Here is a 20,792-nt window from a genome sequence, read left to right as displayed (position 1 = left end):
GCTCGGCCCGAGCTTCTTTGCCGCCCGCCCGCGCTGTTTCTGCAGGCCAGGTCCGAGTATCTCAGCCCGTCCGGCGTTCGAGGACGAGGCCCGTTCAGGGCCGTAGGGGGTCTGGGGGCAACGCCCCCAGGTTCAGGATGGGACGGGTAGGGGCGGCGGGGGCGAGGAAAACCCGCCCTCTGTCACAGCAGCGACGGCACCTCCGCCGCCGACACCGAGCGCGCCGCTCGTTCCAGCGCGCTGGCCAGCAGAGCCAAGTCCGTGGGCCCGTTGCCCAGTTCACGCACCGGCCGACGCGCCGGCGGATCACCCATGCGCTGCCAGTCCAGCGCGGCCACCGTCGGCCGCAGCGTCGCCGTACGCGGGATACGCCCCGTCACCCGCCCCCCCTGGAACGGGATCCCCCTCCCGTCCGACCCGCTCAACCGCCCCCGCCCGGCCGCGGGTTCGTCCGGCCCCGGCGTCGGCGCGTCCAGCACGACCCGCAGCGCGGCCCCCCGGGCCAGTTCCGTCTCCGCGGTACGCCCACCGCCGCCCGCCGCGGCCACCAGATGCACCCCGAGCCGCTCGCCCTCCCGGGCCACCGCCTCCAACGCCCGCACCACGGACCCCGCCGACGGCCGCCCCGGCGACCCCAGCGCCGGCGACACCAACGCGTCCAGATCGTCCACGACCACCACGAGACGGGCCAGGGGCGGTGTCTCCGTACGCCGCCGACTCGCCGCCGGCCGCAGCCGCAACGTCGAACTCGGCGGCGTATCGAGATCCCCGGCCCCTGCTCCCGGCCCCGATACCGGCCCCGTCTCCGTCCGTGCCCCCGCTCCCGCGCCTCCCGAACCGTGCGTGCTCGACCCCGACCGCTGCGGCCCGATCCGGCCGGACAGTTCGCGTCCGTTGCCGGTGTGCCACTCCGTGAAACCGACCCGCCCGAGCAACTCGGCCCGCCGCTTCAGCTCGGCGCTGAGCGACTGGGCGAACTCCCGCATCCGGACAGGGTCGTTGGCCGTGAGGTGGGTGGTGACATGCGGAAGGTCGGTGCACACCCGAAGCCCCTCCCCGTGCTGGGCGCCCCCGCCGCCACCGCTCCCACCAGTGCCGTCCCGGCCGTCCATCAGCACGATGCCCAGCCGGTCGGGCCGCTCGGCGGCGGCCAGCGACGCGACGACCGCCCGCAGCAGCTCCGTACGCCCGCTTCCGGGCGGTCCCTCGATCAGCAGATGCGGCCCCTCGACCGCGAGGTCCACGCCGACGGGACCGCGCGGGCCGGCCCCGAGTACGGCCCACGCCCGGCCGCCCAGCGTCTCCTTGTCGTCGGCCGCGTCCGCCCAACGGGCCATCAGGGACGCCGGGGTGGCCCGGGCGAGCCCCAACTCGTCGAGCAGCCGCGCCGCCTGCGGCAACGGTGCGGAGACCCGCTGCTGCCGGCCCCCGGCGGCACCGTCGGTGCGCAGCGGGGCCAGCGCCCGCGCGAACCGCTCGGCCCAGGCCAGGGACACGGCGTCCACGGCGGCGACGGAACCCTGCCCGACCAGCCCGGCGCTCCCGGCGGGCGTCCGGCCCGTCGCGCCGGCGGAGTCCGCGGCGGCGGAGTCCGTCCGCCCGGGCGCCGTCACCCCCGCCCGTGCCACCCGCATCACATGCAGCGCGGTGGCCACGTCACCGCCGAGCAGCGCCACCGCCCCGCACTCGCGGAACGGCGGCGAGGCCGCGCACGCCGCCTCGTACGTGTCCGTCACCGGCGACGCGGGCGATGCCGGTTCCGTCTCCGCGAGGCACACGACGTGTATCCCGGCCCGCGGTCCCTCCTGTGCCAGCCGTGCGACGGCCTCCCGGACCGCGGCACCGCCCGGGTCCCCGTCCACGACGACCACGGTGTACGGCCCCGCGAAACCGTCCGCAGACCCGGCGTCGTCGTCCCGGGCCCAGGAGGGCCGCCGGGCCGCTCCCTGGGGGGCGCCCCGGTCTCCCCGGTCGTCCCTCCGGTCTGTTTCTCCGCCGCCGGAGACGGGGCTCTTCGCCGCCGTCTCCATGTCGTGGTCCTCCAGGCGCCGCAGGAGTTCGTCCGCGCGGGCCGTGGCCTGTTCGCGGTCGTAGGCGAGGAGGAGACGGCAGTCCTGGCCGTGTCCGGGGCGCAGATGCGGGAGCCAGCCGAGCCAGGACCACTCGGCGGTGCGCTCCTCCGCGGTGCGCGAGCGGTCCGTGCTGATCAGGACGATTTCCAGGGCATCGGGGGAGTGCAGCGAGGCCAGTTGGGCCACCACCGCGCGGGCCAGCCCCGCGAGCCGCGCGCGCGGTCCCGCCAGGCCCAGCGCCCCGACCTCACGCAGCCCGGCGGTCACGGGTACGGCGGGCAGCAGTCCCGAGCCGTCGGGGGCCGCGCGGTCCGCCGTACCGAGCCGGACCGTGAGCGCTTCCGGGTGTCCCGGGCCGCGCTCCCAGAGCCGGGGGCCGGGGCCCAGGGCCGTCAGCAGCAGCGCCGCCGGGTCGGGCCAGCTCTCCGGTGCCTGCGGTACGGCGCCCGCGGACTCCGGGGCCGCCTGGCCGGACACCGGCTCCTCGTCGTCGTAGGACATCTCGCCCTCGGGCGTCTCCTGCTCCGTGCGCCCGCCGGTCAGTCGCCGTGCCCACTTGGAGAGCCCACCGCGCCTGCGCACACCCTGCGGAACGTCCGTCCCCCGCAGGGGCGTCCCCTTGCGGCCACTGCCTGCGGAAGCCTCGTCCTCGTCATGGGAGCGCGCCGGCGGTACCGGGGCAGCCCCGGACGCCGCTCCCGGCATGGACAACCCGGCGCCGTGGGTGTCCCCGGCACCGCCCGTCGCCCTGGCCGTGCCCGCCGCGCCGGTGGCCCCCCGGTTCTCGATCCGCGGTGCCCGGCCCTGCCCCGGGACGAGCGGCTGCGCCGAGCCCCGACTGCCGGGCGGCTCGGGCACGCTCCCGGCCGCTCCCCAGCTCGCCGAACCGTAGGCGTGATGGGTCTCACCGGAGGGCGGTTTCGCGGTGCCGCCGGGCTGCACGCGCGCGGGCGACGGACGAGAGGGGGATGTCGTGGGGGAGGACCGCCTGCCGTGCGTGTCCTCGGTGTCCTGCGTGTTCTGCGGCCCGCCCGCCGTACGCCCCGGAATTTCCGGCTGCCCCTGGGCGACGCTCACGCGCACATGGCCCTCACCGTCGGGAGTCGTGCCGGCGCGCGCGCCCGCGTCCCCGGGGGGAGCCAGCCGCAGTGCCGACTCGCCGATGCGCAGCAGCGCGCCCGGCGCGAGGCGGACCGGGCGGGTGCCGAGGCGGGTGCCGGACAGGGTCGTACCGTTCGTGGAGCCGAGGTCCGCGACCGCTATGCGGCCGTCCGCCTCGACCGTGACCGCGCAGTGCAGCCGGGAGACGTCCGGGTCGTCCAGCGGGACGTCGGCGTCGGCGGAGCGGCCGATGGTGATCTGGCCGCCGTGCAGCAGATGGACCCCGCCCGCGTCCGGTCCCGCGACCACGTGCAGCTGCGCCGCCACCTCGTCCGCCTCGGGGTGCGGTTCGGGCTCGGCGGGGGTGCCGAGGGCCAGCACGGCGCCGTCGACCAGCGGGGGCTCGCCGAGGGTGCAGCGCTGGGTGTCGAGGCGCTGGTCGCCCGCGTAGAGCACCACCGCGCCGCCGCTCTCGCGGTCCCGGCCACGCTCTGGCAGGGACGAACCCCCGTCCCCCGCGACCCCCGACGCCAGGGCGGAGGCGACCGCGGCGAGCGCCGTGCCGGCGGGAGCGGTGACCAGCACGTCGCAGCTCGCGGCGCGTGCCCACGGCTCCGAGGGCGGGCCCAGCGGGTCTACGACGGTCAGCCGGATCTGCATCGCCGTCAGAGGTCCCTTCTGCGCGGGCACCCGGGAAGGAGGACGAAGCCACGCCACGGGTCCCACCACCGCGGACTTCCCCCACCGCACACGAGCACGTCGGCCAGTTCTGGAGGCATCCTCCCACCTGCCACTGACAACGCGCCCGCCCCCCACCGATAAGTGATCTTGAATGGTCGCCTCTGCCCGTAAAAGTGCCTGACCGGGGACAGGCCGCTGTCCGTTTGGGATCGGTTTGGTTATCGGTTTGAGATCGGTCACGTTCCGGATTCGGCAACCGGGACGACCGATCGAGACGTCTTTCCCCACGACTTTCCGACGCTTTCCCATGTCTTTTCATCGAACGCGCGAAGGACGCGGTACGTAGCCGTCTGTGGACGGCGGCCGTTGCCCGGGGTGTCCTGGGAGAGCGGCACTACAGTGGGTCGGAAACACCGTGTACGGGATGTACGTATGTAAGGGAGCCACGACGTGCGGCCGGTAGGGAGCAAGTACCTCCTTGAGGAGCCGCTGGGACGCGGCGCCACAGGCACCGTCTGGCGCGCCCGCCAGCGGGAGACCGCGGGAGCAGAGGCGGCCGTGCCCGGCCAGCCCGGCGAGACCGTGGCGATCAAGGTCCTCAAGGAGGAGCTCGCCAACGACGCGGACATCGTGATGCGCTTCCTGCGCGAGCGGTCCGTGCTGCTGCGGCTGATCCACCCCAACATCGTCCGCGTACGGGACCTGGTGGTCGAGGGCGATCTGCTGGCGCTGGTCATGGACCTCATCGACGGGCCCGACCTGCACCGCTACCTGCGGGAGAACGGTCCGTTCACGCCCGTCGCCGCCGCCCTCCTGACCGCCCAGATCGCCGACGCGCTCGCCGTCAGCCACGCCGACGGTGTGGTGCACCGGGACCTGAAACCGGCGAACGTCCTGCTTATGCAGGACAACGGCCGGATGCACCCGATGCTCACCGACTTCGGCATCGCCCGCCTCGCCGACTCCCCGGGCCTCACCCGTACCCACGAGTTCGTCGGCACGCCCGCGTACGTCGCCCCGGAGTCCGCCGAAGGCCGCCCGCAGACCTCCGCCGTCGACATCTACGGCGCCGGCATCCTGATGTACGAGCTGGTCACCGGCCGTCCGCCGTTCGGCGGCGGGTCCGCCCTGGAGGTACTGCACCAGCACCTCACCGCCGAGCCGCGCCGCCCCTCGACCGTGCCCGAACCCCTGTGGACGGTCATCGAGCGCTGTCTGCGCAAGAACCCGGACGAACGGCCCAGCGCCGAGAACCTCGCGCGCGGGCTCCGCGTCGTCGCCGAGGGCATCGGCGTCCACTCCAACTCGATGCAGATCGCGGCGGCCGAAGGGGTCGTGCATCTGCTCGCACCCGATCCCGCGCCGACCGCGGTGCCCGGGTCGGGCGACCCGACGCAGGTGCTGCCGCACGGCGCGGGCGCGCCGGGAGCGTACGACCCGAACGCCGCCACCAGCGTGCTGCCGCACACCGGGGGGCTTGGTTCCGTGGGCGCCGCGGACCCCACGGCCGTCATGCCGCCCGTGCCGCAGAACCAGCCTGGCGGAGGGCCCCAGGAGCCGCACCCCTGGCAGAACCAGCTGCGTGCCGCCCGCGACCGCAACGAGCAGACGCAGATCCAGTACCTGGACCCCGGCGAGGACCCACTGCGCCGCCGCCCCCAGCGAGAGCCGGGCCGGCCGCCGCAGCAACAGCCCCAGCAGCCGCCGTACCAGCAGCAGCCGCCGTCGCGTCAGCAGCGGGGGCCGCAGCCGCAGCCCGGATACGGGTATCCCCAGGGGCCCGGACAGGGGCAGCCGCCCCAGCAACAGCAGTACGCGCCGCCTCAACACCAGCCGCAGCAGCGGTACGCGCCGCCCGCGCCTCAGCAACCCCAGCAGCCCCAGCGCCCTCAGCGGCCCGAGGGCCGGCCGCCCAGGGAGCCGAGGGAACCCCGGCAGCGCAGCGCCAACCCGATGAAGATCCCCGGGCTCGGCTGCCTCAAGGGGTGCCTGTTCACGATCATCATCCTGTTCGTCGCCGCGTGGCTGATCTGGGAACTGAGCCCGCTGCAGGGATGGATCGGATCGACGAAGGGGTTCTTCGCGCAACTCGGCGACTTGATCGACACGGTCAGCGGGTGGGTAGGGGAGCTGGGCGGGGGTTCCGGGGACGTCGGGCAGTAGTGCCCCGGCGGCCCGGCTGTGAGGCTGCCGTCCGGGCAATCGGGTGGTAGCCGGGGCATCTGGGGAGCAGACGGGCGGTGCTCCGGCCGTCATTCCGGTGCGACTCTGGAGATTTGTCGACACCTGGCGGGTGATTTCCGTCCCGGCGGTGAAGGTTGGGGCTCCGGACGCGTAGTTTTGTCGGCTGAGGCCGAGGTCTCGTCGGCTGAGGGTCCGGGGTCACCCCCGGATCGGCGCAGTATCGGCTGAGGCCGGGGTCTGTCGGCTGGAGGTCCGGGGCCCGCGGCGTAGCCGCCGGGGGTACGACCCGGATCGGCCCAGCGTCGGCAACACGCGTCTGTAGGAGCAGTCTTGGCACGGAAGATCGGCAGCCGGTACACCGCCAACCAGATCCTGGGGCGGGGCAGCGCCGGCACGGTGTGGCTGGGCGAGGGACCCGAGGGGCCCGTCGCCGTCAAGCTGTTGCGCGAGGATCTGGCGTCGGACCAGGAACTCGTCGGCCGCTTCGTGCAGGAGCGGACCGCGTTGCTCGGCCTGGAGCATCCGAACATCGTCTCCGTACGGGACCTGGTGGTCGACGGGAACGACCTCGCGCTCGTCATGGACCTGGTGCGGGGTACGGACCTGCGCACCCGGCTCGACCGGGAGCGCCGGCTCGCGCCCGAGGCGGCGGTCGCGATAGTGGCCGACATCGCGGACGGACTGGCCGCCGCGCACGCCGCCGGGGTCGTGCACCGCGACGTGAAGCCGGAGAACGTCCTGCTGGACATGCAGGGTCCCCTGGGCCCCGGCGGCTCGCACCCCGCCCTCCTGACGGACTTCGGCGTCGCGAAACTGATCGACTCACCGCGGCGGACCAAGGCCACGAAGATCATCGGTACGCCGGACTATCTGGCGCCGGAGATCGTGGAAGGTCTGCCACCGCGCGCGGCGGTCGACATCTACGCGCTGGCGACGGTCCTGTACGAGCTGCTGGCCGGCTTCACGCCCTTCGGCGGCGGTCACCCGGGCGCGGTGCTGCGCAGGCATGTGACGGAGACGGTGGTTCCCCTCCCCGGGATTCCCGAGGAACTGTGGCAGCTGATCGTGCAGTGCCTGGCGAAGGCGCCGGCGTCGCGGTTGCGGGCGTCGGAGCTGGGGGTGCGGCTGCGGGAGCAGTTGCCGTTGCTGGTGGGGATGCCGCCGCTGGACGTGGACGAACCGGAGTCGGAGGACGGGCCGGAGCCGGGCCATGGTCAGGGTCATGGCCGGGGGCAGGGGCAGGCTTCGCGGGACGAGGCGTACGACGAGGTGTCCGTGGCGGCGGGGGAGCGGGTGCGGCGGGGTGCGGTGCCTCTGGTGCGGGGGGCGAAGCCGGACTCGAACCGGGACACGCATACGTCGATGCGGGTGCCGGGGCCGGACGAGCTGGCGGGCGGGGCGCTGGGCACGGCGCGTGTGCCGCGGTCGGCGGGGGCCCCGCGTCCGGGCTCGGCCCGGCACCGGGCTTCGGCGCGGCGGCGCAGGGCGACGTTGGGGGTGGCTGCGGTGGTGCTGGTGACCGCGGTGGGGGTCGGTACGTGGGTGGCCACGACGGGGGACGACGCGGGGGCGACGCCCCAGGACACGAGGAACTCGGCGCCGGCGTCACCGTGAGGTGTGTGTTCTCGCCCCCGCCGCCCCTACCCGTCCCGTCACGTCCCATTCCTGGGGGCTGCGCCCCGGCCCCCCCTTCGCGCTGAAACGCGCTCGTCCTCGGTCGCCGGACGGGCTGGAGGGGTGCCGCGTGTGCTGTGGAAGCGGTGGGGGCGATTGGGCGGGTGGGCGGGAAAGAAGCTGGGGATGAAGGGGGCGGGCCCTCGATCGTGAGACGGGCCGCGATGCCCGCGCCCGGGCCGGACAGGATGCGGTGAACGGGTGGGCGGGTGGTAGACGCGGCCTGGGCTGCATCGACCCTGCCCCCCGTTGCCGGCCCCGCCGAAGACACGGCGCCGAAAGTCTGCCGCTCGGCGGAGCCGTTACGCTGGTGTCGTGGCAGTCGTCGATGTATCCGAAGAGCTCAAGTCCCTCTCCTCGACCATGGAGTCGATCGAGGCCGTCCTGGACCTCGACAAGCTGAGGGCGGATGTCGCCGTGCTCGAGGAGCAGGCGGCAGCGCCGTCCCTGTGGGACGACCCGGAGGAAGCGCAGAAGATCACCAGCAAGCTCTCCCACCTCCAGGCGGAGGTGAGGAAGGCCGAGGCGCTGCGCGGGCGGATCGACGATCTGAGCGTGCTCTTCGAGATGGCCGAGGAGGAGGACGACCCGGACACCCGCGCCGAGGCCGAGGCCGAGCTGACCTCCGTCAGGAAGGCACTCGACGAGATGGAGGTGCGCACCCTCCTCTCCGGCGAGTACGACGCCCGTGAGGCCCTCGTCAACATCCGCGCGGAGGCCGGTGGCGTGGACGCCGCCGACTTCGCCGAGAAGCTGCAGCGCATGTATCTGCGGTGGGCCGAGCAGAAGGGCTACAAGACCGAGGTCTACGAGACGTCGTACGCAGAAGAGGCCGGTATCAAGTCGACCACCTTCGCCGTCCAGGTGCCGTACGCCTACGGGACGCTGTCCGTGGAGCAGGGCACCCATCGCCTCGTACGCATCTCGCCCTTCGACAACCAGGGTCGCCGGCAGACCTCGTTCGCCGGTGTGGAGATCCTGCCTGTGGTCGAGCAGACCGACCACATCGAGATCGACGAGTCCGAACTGCGGGTGGATGTCTACCGGTCGTCCGGCCCCGGCGGCCAGGGCGTCAACACCACCGACTCCGCGGTGCGGTTGACCCACCTCCCCACCGGCATCGTCGTCTCCTGCCAGAACGAGCGGTCGCAGATCCAGAACAAGGCGAGCGCGATGAACGTCCTCCAGGCCAAGCTCCTCGATCGGCGCCGCCAGGAGGAGCAGGCGAAGATGAACGCCCTCAAGGGCGACGGCGGCAACTCCTGGGGAAACCAGATGCGTTCGTACGTCCTGCACCCGTACCAGATGGTCAAGGACCTGCGGACGGAGTACGAAGTCGGCAACCCCGAGGCCGTGTTCAACGGTGAGATCGAGGGTTTCCTCGAAGCCGGGATTCGCTGGCGCAAGCAGCAGGAGAAGTAGAACTCCCCGCAGACCTCCTTATCGACAAAGCAACCGCCGCCCACCGGGCGGCGGTTGCTTTGTGCCGGGGGATGTCTGGGTTTTACGTCACACTCACAGGATCCGATGTGCGGCAACGGAGGAACAAGCGGACATTGCGTACGCAACGACCTTGACGTTCCCTTGGAAAATCGAAAGGGTGACGCTCGGCATGCGTATCTCTGGGGCGCATGTGAACCGGGAGCGCTCACTGCCGCCCCTGTCGATCACCGCCCCGAGCGCGGCTCCACTGATGATTTTCAGCTACATGGGGGTAGCAGCCATATGACGAACAAGACGCGGATCCGGGTCGCGCGGATCGCGGCCGGAGCGGTGATCGCCGCTGGTGCGTCCTTCACCGCCGCGGGCATCGCCTCCGCCGACGAGTGCGACCTGGTCGTGGTCTGTGCCGGTACGCCGAGCCCGGACCCGGAAACGACTCCGAGTACTCCCCCGAGCGTGATCCCGAGCGAGCCGGCTCCGGATCCCACCACGGCGGACCCCGAGCCCTCGGAGCCCGACCCGGAGCCCGACCCGGACCCCACCACGGCCGACCCGGAGCCCTCGGAGCCGGAGGAGCCCTCCACCGAGCCGAGCGAGCCCACCGAGGAGGACCCGACCTCCACGCCGACGGACGACTCCGGCACGGACCCCGGCGATGACACCGACGGCGGCGACAACACCGACACCGACGGCGGCTCCAACACCTCCACCCAGGACGAGGGCTCCTCGGCTCTCACCGACACGGGCTCGGACACCGCTGCCCAGGGGTCGGGTGACGAACTCGCCGAGACCGGTGCCGCCGAGACGACCTTCCTGATCATCGGTGCCGCCACGATGATCGCCGGCGGTATCGCCTTCCGCATCCTCCCGCGCCTCGTGGGTGGCCGCGGCGGCGCTGCGGCCTAGCAGTTACCGGCAGTACCGGTAAGCAGTACCCAGTAGCGCGTACACGCAAGGGCCCGGAGCATCGTCGCTCCGGGCCCTTCGTGTGCTCCAGTGGCTGGGACTGTGCTCGGGCTATGCCGTCTGGTGCGCCAGCAGTGCCAGTGCCGCGATCAGCACCGCCAGCAGCGCGATCAGCGCCATCGGGTTGAGTCCGGCGAACGGGCTCTCCTGCTGCAACCGCTCGCGGTTGGCCCGGCAGACGGGACAGCGTCCCTCGCTCACGGGCGCCGCGCAGTTCGCGCACACCAATCGGTCGTACGTCATGCGCCTTGCCCTCCTTGCGCCGCTTTCGCTTACACAACGCTTCCGGGAACGCAACCGTTCCCCACCCCACTGTGCCAGGTTCCGCGGATTTCGGCGCGGCTCGCCTTATCCTGCCCAGCGCTCCCTCGGCTCAGTCGAGGTCGCGGGGCCGCCCCCGGCCGGCACAAAAGGGCACAAGCCTTGTGCAAAGCCCTCCCGCGCCTGCGCTCCCGCGCTCGGTTCGCGTATGGTCACGGTCACCTGCCCCCGATGGTCCGTGGTGTATCCGTGATCCGATTCGACAGCGTCTCCAAGCTCTACCCCAAGCAGAGCCACCCCGCCCTCAGGGATGTCACCCTGGAGGTCGAGAAGGGTGAGTTCGTCTTCCTCGTCGGGTCCTCCGGCTCCGGAAAGTCCACCTTCCTGCGGTTGATCCTCCGCGAGGAGCGCGCCAGCCACGGTCAGGTGCACGTCCTGGGCAAGGACCTCGCACGCCTGTCCAACTGGAAGGTGCCGCAGATGCGCCGCCAGTTGGGGACGGTGTTCCAGGACTTCCGGCTCCTGCCGAACAAGACGGTCGCCGAGAACGTCGCCTTCGCGCAGGAGGTCATCGGCAAGTCGAAGGGCGAGATCCGCAAGTCCGTGCCCCAGGTGCTCGACCTCGTCGGGCTGGGCGGCAAGGAGGAGCGGATGCCCGGTGAGCTGTCCGGTGGCGAGCAGCAGCGTGTCGCCATCGCGCGGGCCTTCGTGAACCGGCCCAAGCTGCTGATCGCCGACGAGCCCACCGGCAACCTCGACCCGCAGACCTCCGTCGGCATCATGAAGCTGCTCGACCGGATCAACCGGACGGGCACCACCGTGGTGATGGCGACGCACGACCAGAACATCGTGGACCAGATGCGCAAGCGCGTCATCGAGCTGGAGAAGGGCCGTCTCGTCCGCGACCAGGCGCGCGGCGTCTACGGCTACCAGCACTGACGGTCACTGGCGGTCAGTGACCCTGACGGTCCTCGGAGTCCCCGGAAAGGCTTGAGCACGCCATGCGCGCCCAGTTCGTACTGTCGGAGATCGGTGTCGGTCTCCGTCGCAATCTGACGATGACGTTCGCCGTCATCGTCTCCGTCGCCCTGTCGCTCGCCCTGTTCGGCGGGTCGCTCCTGATGAGCGACCAGGTCAGCTCGATGAAGGGCTACTGGTACGACAAGGTCAACGTCTCGGTGTTCCTCTGCAACAAGAGCGACGCCGAGTCCGACCCGAACTGTGCCAAGGGCGCGGTGACAGGCGACCAGAAGAAGCAGATCCTCGCCGATCTGAAGAAGATGGACTCGGTCGTGCAGGCGGTCACGTACGAGTCGGCGGACGAGGCCTACAAGCACTACAAGGAGCAGTTCGGCGACTCCCCGCTGGCCAGTTCGCTCACCCCGGACCAGATGCAGGAGTCGTACCGGATCAAGCTCAAGGACCCGGAGAAGTACCAGGTCATCGCGACCGCGTTCGACGGGCGCGACGGGGTGCAGTCCGTGCAGGACCAGAAGGGCATCCTGGACAACCTCTTCGAACTGCTGAACCTGATGAACCGGGCGGCGCTCGGGGTGATGGCGCTCATGCTGGTCGTCGCCCTGCTGCTGATCGTCAACACGGTGCGTGTCTCGGCGTTCAGCCGTCGGCGTGAGACCGGGATCATGCGGCTCGTCGGCGCCTCCGGGTTCTACATCCAGGCACCGTTCATCATGGAGGCCGCGGTCGCCGGTGCGATCGGCGGCGGGCTTGCCTGTGTCTTCCTGGTCGTCGGCCGGTACTTCACCATCGACCACGGCATGGCGCTGTCCTCGAAGCTCAACCTGATCACCTTCCTGGGCTGGGACGCCGTACTGACGAAGCTGCCGCTGATCCTCGCCGCGAGCGTGCTGATGCCCGCGCTGGCCGCGTTCTTCGCGTTGCGCAAGTACCTGAAGGTGTGACGCATGACAAGGGGGCCGTTCGGTCAACCGACCGTACGGCCCTTCGCGTTGTCCTAGACTCACCGGCATGTCGGGCCGCGACCTGTTCACACAGCCCCGCCGCGCAGGCCGCGGGGCGGCTCTGACGTTGCTTTTCGCCAGTGTCCTGGTCGCCGGCGCGGCCACCGGCTCGCTCCCCGAGCCCGTCGAGGGCAAGCCCCCCCTCCCGGACACGGTCCGCGCCGCCGCCCCCGCCGGACACCACGAGGACGTCGCCGCCGCTGCCGCCGAGGCCATGGCCGACGGCAAGTCCCCCATGGAGGCCGCCGAGCGCGCAGTCAGCCGCAGCGGGGACCGCTGGGGAGCGGTGTACTCCCCGGGGGAGTACGAGGAGTTGGAGGAGGCCCTCGACGGCCAGTACACGGGCGTCGGGCTGTGGGCGCGGCGCGAGCGGGGCGGTCGTATCGAGGTCACCAGGGTGCGTGCCGGGTCGCCCGCGGCCGTCGCCGGCATCCGTAGCGGAGACCGGTTGCGGAGTGTGGACGGCAGGGAGGTCGACGGACGGCCGGTCACCGAGGTCGTCTCCTTACTCCGCGGTGACGCACAGGACGCCGCCGCCGGTACGACCGTCCGCCTCGGGCTGGAACGTGGCACGCGCGCGTGGAGCGAGACCGTACGCCGGGCACGGCTCTCCACGGACTCCGCGACCGTCCGGCAGGTCGCCGAGAGCAAGGCCACCGTCATCAGGGTCGCCGCCTTCACCAAGGGCGTCGGTGAGGTGGTGCGGACCGCCGTACGGGAGGCTCCGGCCGGCGCCGGGATCATCCTCGACCTGCGGGGCAACTCGGGCGGGCTGGTCGCCGAGGCCGTCACCGCCGCCTCCGCCTTCCTCGACGGCGGCCTGGTCGCCACGTACGACGTCAACGGCGAGCAGCGCGCCCTGCACGCCGATCCGGGCGGCGACACCACCAGACCGCTGGTCGCCCTCGTCGACGGCGGCACGATGAGCGCGGCCGAGCTGCTCACCGGCGCCCTCCAGGACCGCGGCCGGGCGGTCGTCGTGGGCGCCAGGACCTTCGGCAAGGGCTCGGTGCAGATGCCGAGCCGGCTGCCCGACGGCTCCGTCGCCGAACTGACCGTCGGTCACTACCGCACCCCGTCGGGGCGGGGCGTCGACGGCGTGGGCCTCACGCCCGACCTCGACGCCGGCCAGGGAGCGCTGGAGCAGGCGGAGACCGTACTCAGCGGTCTGGGCGACCCCTCGTAATCGGCTTTCCCTCCAGCGCCCTCCTAGTGCGAAAATGGGCGGCACTATGGCTAAGGAAAAAGGGCGCAAGCTGATCGCCCAGAACAAGAAGGCGCGTCACGACTACGCCATCATCGACACCTACGAGGCCGGTCTGGTCCTCACCGGTACCGAGGTGAAGTCGCTGCGGCAGGGGCGGGCCTCGCTCGTCGACGGCTTCGTCCAGCTCGACGGGCACGAGGCGTGGCTGCACAACGTGCACGTGCCGGAGTACAGCCAGGGCACCTGGACCAACCACAGCGCCCGGCGCAAGCGGAAGCTGCTGCTGCACCGCGCGGAGATCGAGAAGCTGGAGTCCAAGTCGCAGGAGTCGGGTCACGCGATCGTGCCCCTCGCCCTGTACTTCAAGGACGGCCGGGCGAAGATCGAGATCGCGCTGGCGCGAGGCAAGAAGGAGTACGACAAGCGGCAGACGCTGCGGGAGAAGCAGGACCGGCGCGAGACGGACCGGGCTGTCTCGGCCGTGCGGCGCAGGCAGCAGAGCGCGTAGCGCCGGGAATTCGGTGGCATCGTCGTGCGTTGTTCACGTACGATGGCAACTGCACCTCACCGAGGGTGCGTGTGTCCCTCCCCGGAGGGACTCCTCTTCGGAGGACTTGAAAAAACAACATGGGGATGATCGGTTTCGACAGCGGCTGTCGAAGCAGGGGAAGCGTGCCGAGGAAGCGGCCATGATCTCGTAAACCACAGGCCGAAAAAAATAATCGCCAATTCCAACAGCGATTCTCCCAAGCAGCAGTTCTCCCTCGCCGCCTGATTTCAGGTAGCGACGAGCCTGCTCCTTACTAAAGGGAGTGTCAGCCCGGGGGTGTTCCCGACCCGGATCCTGGCATCAGCTAGGGGACTAAACCTTGATCCCGGTCACGGGGTGAAGAGGGAAATCTAACAGTGACTGGGCCCGTCGGCGACTTGTTCGCGTGATTGCCGGGGCCGAGAAAAGCACAGCGAACTGCGCACGGAGAAGTCCTGATTCCGCACCGTTGGACGCGGGTTCGATTCCCGCCATCTCCACAATTCCCATGTTATGCAGTGCCAAGGGCCCCGTCGCTTTCGAGCGGCGGGGCCCTTGGCGTGCCTTGCGCACGAAGGGCGTTACGGACTGTTACTTCAGCTCACCGCTCTGGGGCGAGGGACTGCAGGAGGCCCCCAGGAGAAGCCCGAGCACCTGGACTGACGGATGCACGACGAGAAGCGGGCTGAGTCACGGTGCCCCCCGCGCCACCGTGCTCGCCCGTTCCGTCAGCCGGGGTGGCAGCAGCGTTGCCTCCGGGACGTGGCCCGTGCCGTTCAGTTTCCTCATCAGCAGGTCTACGGCCCCCGACCCCACCTCCGCCGACGGTATGGCCACCGACGTGACCGGTACGGGGAGGTTCTCGGCCAGGTCGTCCGGGCAGATCGCGGTGATGGAGAGGTCGCCGGGGACTCTCAGCCCGAGTTGTTCGAAGGCGTCGATCAGGGGTTCCAGGATCGGTTCGTTGTGGACCACGACCCCCGTCAACGCCGGGTGCTCGCGCAGGAGTTGTTCCGCCACCACCCGGGCCGCGGCCGGCGTCGCCTCGCAGGGGTGCACCGAGGACGACAGCCCGCCCCGGTCCGCCGCGGCCGTGAACCCCTGGACCACGCGCTGGGCGAACGCGGTCCGGCGTACGTACACCTCGGGCGGTGAGCCGACCAGGGCGATCACCCGGTGCCCCAGGGACGCCAGACGCTCCACGCACAGCTCGCCCGCCGCCCTGAAGTCCAGGTCGATACAGGTCAGGCCGGCCGGGTCGGACGGGAAGCCGATCAGGACCGAGGGGAGGTCCAGCGCGCGCAGCAACGGCAGCCTGGGGTCGTGCAGTTGGATGTCCATCACGATCAGCGCGTCCACGAGGGCCGTGTCCGCCACCCGGCGCAGACCTCCCTCGCCCTCCTCCTGGGTGAGAAGCAGCACGTCGTGGTCGTGGCGGCGCGCGGCCGTCACCACCGACACCGCGAACTGCATCGCGACCGGGACGTGGATGCCCGTCCGTAACGGGATCACCAGTGCCAGTACGTTGGAGCGGCTGCTCGCCAGGGCACGGGCGCCCGCGTGGGGGCGGTAGCCGAGTTCGTGGATGGAACGTTCGATGCGCTGCCGGGTCTCCTCGGAGATCGGGCGTTTGCCGCTGAGCGCGTAGGAGACCGTACTCGGGGAGACCCCGGCGTGCCGTGCCACATCGGTGATCTTCACCATCACTGGTCTCCCGGTTCGACCGACCCCGACTCCACCGACCCCAGTTCCACCGTCAGGAACCCCGTGCCCGCTTTCGCCCGCACCTCACGTCTGCCCGCCGCCAGTCCCCACGGCGCCGACGGATCGCTGCACGACGCCCGCAGCGTGTCGCCCTCGCGGACGACCGTGAACGCCGAGTCCCCGACCGGCACTGTCACTTGGGCGCCGCGCTCCAGGCCGTACGCGTGCAGGGTGACCCCGTCGGCGTACGCGTAGTCGGGGCGGTCGTCCACCGCGCCCACCGGGATCACCGACCCGGGACGCACCAGCAGCGGCACGCTGTCGAAGCCGTGGCGTTCCCGTACCCACCGGGGTCCGGTCACCGTCCTGCCCGTCAGGAAGTGGGTCCACTCGCCCTCGGGGACGTAGTACGAGACCTCTCCCTCGTCGCTGAACACCGGAGCGACCAGCAGATCCGGGCCGAGCATGAACTGCCGTTCCAGGTGGGCGCATCCGGGGTCGTCCGGGAACTCCAGGACCATCGCGCGCATCATGGGGACGCCCTCCGTGTGGGCGGCGCGGGCGGCCTCGTACAGATACGGCATGAGGCGCAGCTTCAGCCGGGTGAACAGCCGCAGTACCTCCACGGCCTCCTCGTCGAACAGCCACGGCACCCGGTAGGTGGAACTGCCGTGCAGACGGCTGTGGGAGGAGAGGAGGCCGAAGGCGATCCAGCGTTTGAAGAGCGCCGGGCTCGGTGTGCCCTCGAAGCCGCCGATGTCGTGGCTCCAGTAGCCGAAGCCGGAGAGCCCGAGGGACAGTCCGCCTCTCAGCGACTCCGCCATCGACTCGTACGTCGCCTCGCAGTCGCCGCCCCAGTGGACCGGGAACTGCTGGCTGCCGGCCGTCGCCGAACGCGCGAACACGACCGCTTCCCCCTCGCCGCGGTGCTTGCGCAGCACGTCGAAGACGGTCCTGTTGTAGAGGTAGGTGTAGTAGTTGTGCATCCGCTCCGGGTCCGAGCCGTCGGCGAACTCCACGTCCAGCGGCACCCGTTCACCGAAGTCGGTCTTGAAACAGTCGACGCCCTGGGCGAGCAGCACCTCCAGCTTCGAGGCGTACCAGTCGCGGGCGGCCGGGCTGGTGAAGTCGACCAGGGCCATCCCGGGCTGCCACAGGTCCCACTGCCAGACGCTGCCGTCCGGTCTGCGGAGCAGGTGGCCAAGTGCCTTGCCCTCCGCGAAGAGTGGGGAGCGCTGGGCTATGTACGGGTTGATCCAGACGCTGATGTGCAGGTCCTTCGCCTTCAGCCGCTGGAGCATGCCTTCGGGGTCGGGAAACACCCGCGGGTCCCACCGGAAGTCGCACCAGTTGAACTCGCGCATCCAGAAACAGTCGAAGTGGAAGACGGACAGCGGGAGCCGGCGCTCCCGCATGCCCTCGATGAACGACGTCACCGTCTCCTCGTCGTAGGAGGTGGTGAACGACGTCGAGAGCCACAGGCCGAACGACCACGCCGGTGGCAGCGCCGGGCGGCCGGTCAGGGCCGTGTACTTGCGGAGGATGTCCTTCGGGGTCGGTCCGTGGATCACGTAGTACGTCAACTGCTGTGTCTCGGCGCTGAACTGAACCCTCGACACCGCCTCCGAGCCGACCTCGAAGGAGACCCGGCCGGGGTGGTCGACGAAGACTCCGTAGCCCGCGTCCGTGAGGTAGAACGGCACGTTCTTGTAGGCCTGTTCGGTCGCCGTGCCGCCGTCGGCGTTCCACATGTCGACGACCTGGCCGTTCTTGACCAGCGGGCCGAAACGTTCGCCCAGGCCGTACACCGATGTCCCCACCCCCAGCCCCAGCTGCTCGCGCAGGTAGTGGGCCCCGGTCGTCGCGTCCCGCATGATGCCCATGCCCTTGGGGCCGCTGCTGGTGAGGACGCGGCCGTGGGCCAGGAAGTCGACGCGCCAGGGGCTGGTGCGGCTGACCCGGAGGGAGAGGGTGCCGGAGGTCAGGGTCGCGTGCTCCTCGTCGTACTCCGTGTGGGCCGCCGACTCCTCCCTCCGTACCTCGAACCGGGGGCTCTGCGGCTGCTCGCCCGTGAAGTGCGTGAAGGTGACGCCGATGACGTCGGGCATCGGGGCGTGGGCGCTGATCGTCACGACCGGTCCCTTCAGCAGGTCGCCGCGGTGGCGGATGGGCTGGGTCGGTGCGTGGATGTCCAGCGTGCCGTCGGCGTCCGTCACATCGAGGACCTCGACCGGGTGGGCGGCGGTGACGCCCTCGCGCAGCAGCCAGTAGCCGTCGGTGAACTTCACAGCCCGTACCCCTTCACTTGACGGCACCCACGGCACCCACGGCACCCACGGCTCACCGGGACGACGTAGGTCACCCGTCACGGAGGGGTCGTCGAACCGATTCGATGCCTGGTGTCGAAGCGCTTCGATGGGCGAAGGTATGTGTGGCGTGTGAACGAGTCAATGGGATATACGCGAATTGGCCCGGCGGGTCGTGGCGAGTGACAGCAGCAGCGCGCACACCGCCGCCGCGACGGGGACGCCGTAGCCCGCAGTCGCGGACACCTGTTCGGCCGCCCAGCCGCCGGCCGCCGAACCGCAGGCAATGCCGCCGAGGAGACCCGTCACCGCGAGGGTCATGCCCTCGTTCAGGCGGTCCTCGGGGGTGCGGCTCTGGACCAGTGTCATGGTCGTGATCATCGTGGGCGCCGTGGCCGTCCCGGCCATGAGCAGCGCGCCCGCGAGGACGAGGAGTGAGCCGGTCAGGGCGGCGGCGAGCAGAGGGAGCGCCATGAGTACGGTCATCGCGACCAGGCACCAGGGGTGGCGCCGCGCGGCGGGCCCGGCCGGCTTCAGCGCCCCGTACAGCAGTCCGGCCGCGCACGATCCGGCCGCCTGGAGGGCGAGTACGGCACCGGCCGCCGCCTGGTGCCCCCGCTCGTCCGCGAAGGCGATCGTGACGACCTCCATCGACCCGAACACCGCGCCCGTGCCAAGACACACGGCGAGCAGCGGGCGCATTCCGGGGGCGCGCAGCGGAGACGTACCGCGCGGGTGAAGCCCTTCGACGTGGACCCGGACGGGCGGCTCGGTCGACCGCTGGGCCGCGAACAGCAGCACGCCCGTCATCATCAGCACCGCCCCGACCAGCGTGCCCGCCTCCGGGAACAACGCCCCGCAGAGGAAGGCCGCGATGACCGGGCCCAGCATGAAGCACAGCTCGTCGGCCGCCTGCTCGAAGGAGTTGGCGGTGTGCAGCGCCTTCTCGTCGCCGTTCAGGAGATGGGCCCAGCGGGCGCGTGACATCCCGCCCGTGTTGGGCGTCGTGGCGGTGGCGGCGTACGCGGCGAAGAGGGTCCAGTCGGGGGCGTCGTAGTGCACGCAGAGCAGCAGGGCGAGCGAGCCGAGGGCGGCAAGCGCAGTGGCCGGTACGGCGATTCGGGCCTGGCCGCAGCGGTCGACGAGCCGTGCGGTCCAGGGCGCGACCACGGCCGTCGCGGCGAGCCCGGTCGCGGTGACGGCGCCGGCGAGGGCGTACGAGCCGCGCGACCCGGCGATCATGATGACCGCGCTCACGCTGAACATGCCCATGGGGAGCCGGGCGATCAGGTTCCCGGCGGTGAAGGCGCGGGCGCCGGGGACGGTGAAGAGGCGGCGGTACGGGCCGGACGGGCGGTGGGCTTCCTTCGTACGGGTACGGGTGCGGGGGCCGAGGTCGGCGATGACCAGGGTGTCCTGGGTCATGGCGGGGAGTGGCCGGGAACGCGGACGGGGATGCGGTCGGGGTGACGGCTGCGGCATGCGCTCACCGTCGCCCGGAGCCGATCACGGGGTCCAACACCTGTTCCCGGTCGATTGACGCACTCCCGATGTAAATTCGCCGGATGCCTGCCCCGAACCACCTCGACCCCCGTCTCCTCCGCGCCTTCGTCGCCGTGGCCGAGGAGCTGCACTTCACCCGGGCCGCCGCCCGCCTCTACGTGGCCCAGCAGGCGCTGAGCCGTGACATCCGGCGCCTGGAACGGGAGCTGGGCGCCGAACTTTTCGTACGGTCGACCCGGCGGGTGGCCCTGTCGGCCGACGGTGAGCGGCTGCTGCCGTACGCCCGGCGGGTGCTGACGGCCCACGACGAGCTGCTGGCCGCGTTCGGGGAGGCCCGGCCGCTGCTGGTGGACCTGAACTCGCCGGGGCTGGCCACCGGGCGGCGGGTGCTGCACCGGGCGCGTGAACTCGCCCCGGAGCATGAGCTGATGGCCCGGTTCGAGAGCGGACTCACCTTCGCGGCCGGCGAGGTGCTCGCGGGCCGGCTCGACGCGTCGTTCGGGCGCTTCGCGGGCCTGGATCCGGTGTTGCGGGCGCAACTGGACCAGCAACCCGTGCGCTACGAGCCGATGGCGGTCGCCCTGCCCGAGGACCACCGACTGGCCGCGCTGCCCGAGGTGCCGTTGGCCGCGCTGGCGGGGGAGACCGTGTACGCGGGTGCGGGGAACCCCCGGACCCCGGAGTGGACCGACCTCGCGCGTCAGCTTTTCGAGGGACGCGGCATCGGCATCGCGCCACCCGCGCCGCTCGCTGTGGGCGACGAGGAGTTCCAGCGGATCATGGCGAAGATGCGGAACCCCGTTCTGGCCGTCGTGGGCTTCCCGGCCATGCCTCGAACGGTGCTGCGCCCGCTGGTCGACCCTGTCCCGTTGTCGCCCGTGTCGCTGGTGTGGCGGAAAGGTCTGGCGCATCCCGCAGTCGACGCTCTCCGGCGGGCCGCTGCCCGGCTGGCGGAGGAGGAGGGGTGGTTGCGGAGGCCTGTGGACGGATGGATTCCGGCCATCGATCTCAAGATCTTTTGGTCTCACAAGTAACACATGGCAAACACGGGACCTCCATGTGCGCTACATTCGAGGCCCGGATGCAGTGTGATAAATGGGGGCGCTCGGATCGGATGGGGGTCCGATTCGAACAAAGATAGTACGAAATTCCCGGAATCGTACGCGCGCCCGAAAGGTT

At 71.2% G+C, this 20,792-nt stretch carries 14 protein-coding genes and 1 other RNA gene; 10 read left to right on the top strand and 5 right to left on the bottom strand.

Going from position 1 to position 20,792, the window contains the following annotated elements:
- Positions 1–182: 182 nt before the first annotated feature.
- Positions 183–3,833, bottom strand: a complete 3,651-nt coding sequence (locus RB628_RS07830) for an FHA domain-containing protein (RefSeq protein ID WP_318319577.1) — start codon at positions 3,831–3,833, stop codon at positions 183–185.
- 471 nt (positions 3,834–4,304) lie between these two features.
- Here RB628_RS07830 and RB628_RS07825 point away from each other — a divergent pair, with 471 nt between their 5' ends.
- The 4 genes from RB628_RS07825 (at position 4,305) to RB628_RS07810 (ending at position 10,061) form a co-directional block, all read left to right on the top strand.
- Entirely contained in the window at positions 4,305–6,017 is a 1,713-nt protein-coding gene (locus RB628_RS07825) for a serine/threonine-protein kinase (RefSeq protein ID WP_318319559.1), read from the top strand.
- A gap of 351 nt (positions 6,018–6,368) precedes the next feature.
- Positions 6,369–7,652 carry a serine/threonine-protein kinase gene (locus RB628_RS07820; protein WP_318319558.1) on the top strand — a complete coding sequence of 428 codons (1,284 nt, stop codon included), beginning with the start codon at positions 6,369–6,371 and terminating at the stop codon, positions 7,650–7,652.
- 375 nt (positions 7,653–8,027) lie between these two features.
- Entirely contained in the window at positions 8,028–9,134 is a 1,107-nt protein-coding gene (gene prfB, locus RB628_RS07815; protein ID WP_318319557.1) for a peptide chain release factor 2, read from the top strand.
- Between the two features lie 303 nt (positions 9,135–9,437).
- Positions 9,438–10,061, top strand: coding sequence for a hypothetical protein (locus RB628_RS07810; RefSeq protein WP_318319556.1), 624 nt, complete (start codon positions 9,438–9,440; stop codon positions 10,059–10,061).
- A gap of 111 nt (positions 10,062–10,172) precedes the next feature.
- Here RB628_RS07810 and RB628_RS07805 read toward each other — a convergent pair whose 3' ends face one another.
- Positions 10,173–10,364: a hypothetical protein gene (locus RB628_RS07805; protein ID WP_123989665.1), complete on the bottom strand. Its 192-nt coding sequence runs from the start codon at positions 10,362–10,364 to the stop codon at positions 10,173–10,175.
- 267 nt (positions 10,365–10,631) lie between these two features.
- Here RB628_RS07805 and ftsE point away from each other — a divergent pair, with 267 nt between their 5' ends.
- The 5 genes from ftsE (at position 10,632) to ssrA (ending at position 14,603) form a co-directional block, all read left to right on the top strand.
- Positions 10,632–11,321, top strand: coding sequence for a cell division ATP-binding protein FtsE (gene ftsE / locus RB628_RS07800; RefSeq protein ID WP_318319555.1), 690 nt, complete (start codon positions 10,632–10,634; stop codon positions 11,319–11,321).
- A gap of 62 nt (positions 11,322–11,383) precedes the next feature.
- The gene (ftsX, locus tag RB628_RS07795; protein WP_318319554.1) at positions 11,384–12,304 is read left to right on the top strand and encodes a permease-like cell division protein FtsX; all 921 of its coding nucleotides are present in this window, start codon (positions 11,384–11,386) and stop codon (positions 12,302–12,304) included.
- A gap of 67 nt (positions 12,305–12,371) precedes the next feature.
- Positions 12,372–13,550, top strand: a complete 1,179-nt coding sequence (locus RB628_RS07790) for a S41 family peptidase (RefSeq protein ID WP_318319553.1) — start codon at positions 12,372–12,374, stop codon at positions 13,548–13,550.
- A gap of 46 nt (positions 13,551–13,596) precedes the next feature.
- A complete protein-coding gene (gene smpB, locus RB628_RS07785) occupies positions 13,597–14,079 on the top strand; it encodes an SsrA-binding protein SmpB (RefSeq protein ID WP_318319552.1) in 483 nt (160 codons plus the stop codon).
- A 121-nt stretch (positions 14,080–14,200) separates the two neighbouring features.
- Positions 14,201–14,603, top strand: a transfer-messenger RNA (tmRNA) gene (ssrA, locus tag RB628_RS07780).
- Between the two features lie 187 nt (positions 14,604–14,790).
- Here ssrA and RB628_RS07775 read toward each other — a convergent pair.
- The 3 genes from RB628_RS07775 to RB628_RS07765 all read right to left on the bottom strand — a co-directional run bounded on the left by RB628_RS07775 (position 14,791) and on the right by RB628_RS07765 (position 19,592).
- Positions 14,791–15,804 carry a LacI family DNA-binding transcriptional regulator gene (locus RB628_RS07775; protein WP_318319551.1) on the bottom strand — a complete coding sequence of 338 codons (1,014 nt, stop codon included), beginning with the start codon at positions 15,802–15,804 and terminating at the stop codon, positions 14,791–14,793.
- Positions 15,804–18,092, bottom strand: a complete 2,289-nt coding sequence (gene yicI, locus RB628_RS07770; protein WP_318319550.1) for an alpha-xylosidase — start codon at positions 18,090–18,092, stop codon at positions 15,804–15,806. The genes RB628_RS07775 and yicI overlap by 1 nt, the downstream gene beginning before the upstream one ends.
- A 159-nt stretch (positions 18,093–18,251) precedes the next feature.
- The gene (locus RB628_RS07765; protein WP_318319549.1) at positions 18,252–19,592 is read right to left on the bottom strand and encodes an MFS transporter; all 1,341 of its coding nucleotides are present in this window, start codon (positions 19,590–19,592) and stop codon (positions 18,252–18,254) included.
- An 83-nt stretch (positions 19,593–19,675) separates the two neighbouring features.
- On the opposite strand from RB628_RS07765, the gene RB628_RS07760 reads away from it, so the two are divergent.
- A complete protein-coding gene (locus tag RB628_RS07760) occupies positions 19,676–20,647 on the top strand; it encodes a LysR family transcriptional regulator (RefSeq protein ID WP_318319548.1) in 972 nt (323 codons plus the stop codon).
- Positions 20,648–20,792 lie beyond the last annotated feature (145 nt).

Origin of the sequence: Streptomyces sp. ADMS (genome assembly GCF_033441795.1) — a bacterium.
Taxonomy (GTDB): Bacteria; Actinomycetota; Actinomycetes; order Streptomycetales; family Streptomycetaceae; genus Streptomyces.
This window is presented reverse-complemented; position numbering and strand designations above follow the sequence as displayed.